Origin of the sequence: Paludisphaera soli, assembly GCF_011064595.1 — a bacterium.
In the GTDB taxonomy this organism is placed as follows: domain Bacteria; phylum Planctomycetota; class Planctomycetia; order Isosphaerales; family Isosphaeraceae; genus Paludisphaera; species Paludisphaera soli.
The window spans coordinates 1-262 of sequence record NZ_JAALJI010000187.1; the positions used below are offsets into that span (position 1 = coordinate 1).

Sequence of the window (262 nt, forward strand, 5' to 3'; positions counted from 1 at the left end):
TCCTTGACGATCTCCTCGGTGGCGGGGACGGTCATGCTGCGGCGGGGCGAGATGCAGATGCCCGACAGCTCCTTGGGCCGCGCGTCCTCGGCGTCGACGCCGGCGATCGCCAGGCCGTTGAGGATCAGCGGCGAGGCGTTGTCGATGCGGACCCGGTAGGTCGGCTTGCCCTTGACCCGGTCGCCGCGCGAGAGCTGGGTGCGGACCAGGCGGTTGAGCACGCCGGCGGCCAGCTCGTCGGCGAAGACGGCGGCGTCGAACT

1 pseudogene is annotated in these 262 nt (G+C 71.8%); it reads right to left on the bottom strand.

What is annotated here, in order from left to right:
• A pseudogene (locus G6O68_RS32240) lies at positions 1 to 262 on the bottom strand (hypothetical protein); the annotation flags it as partial.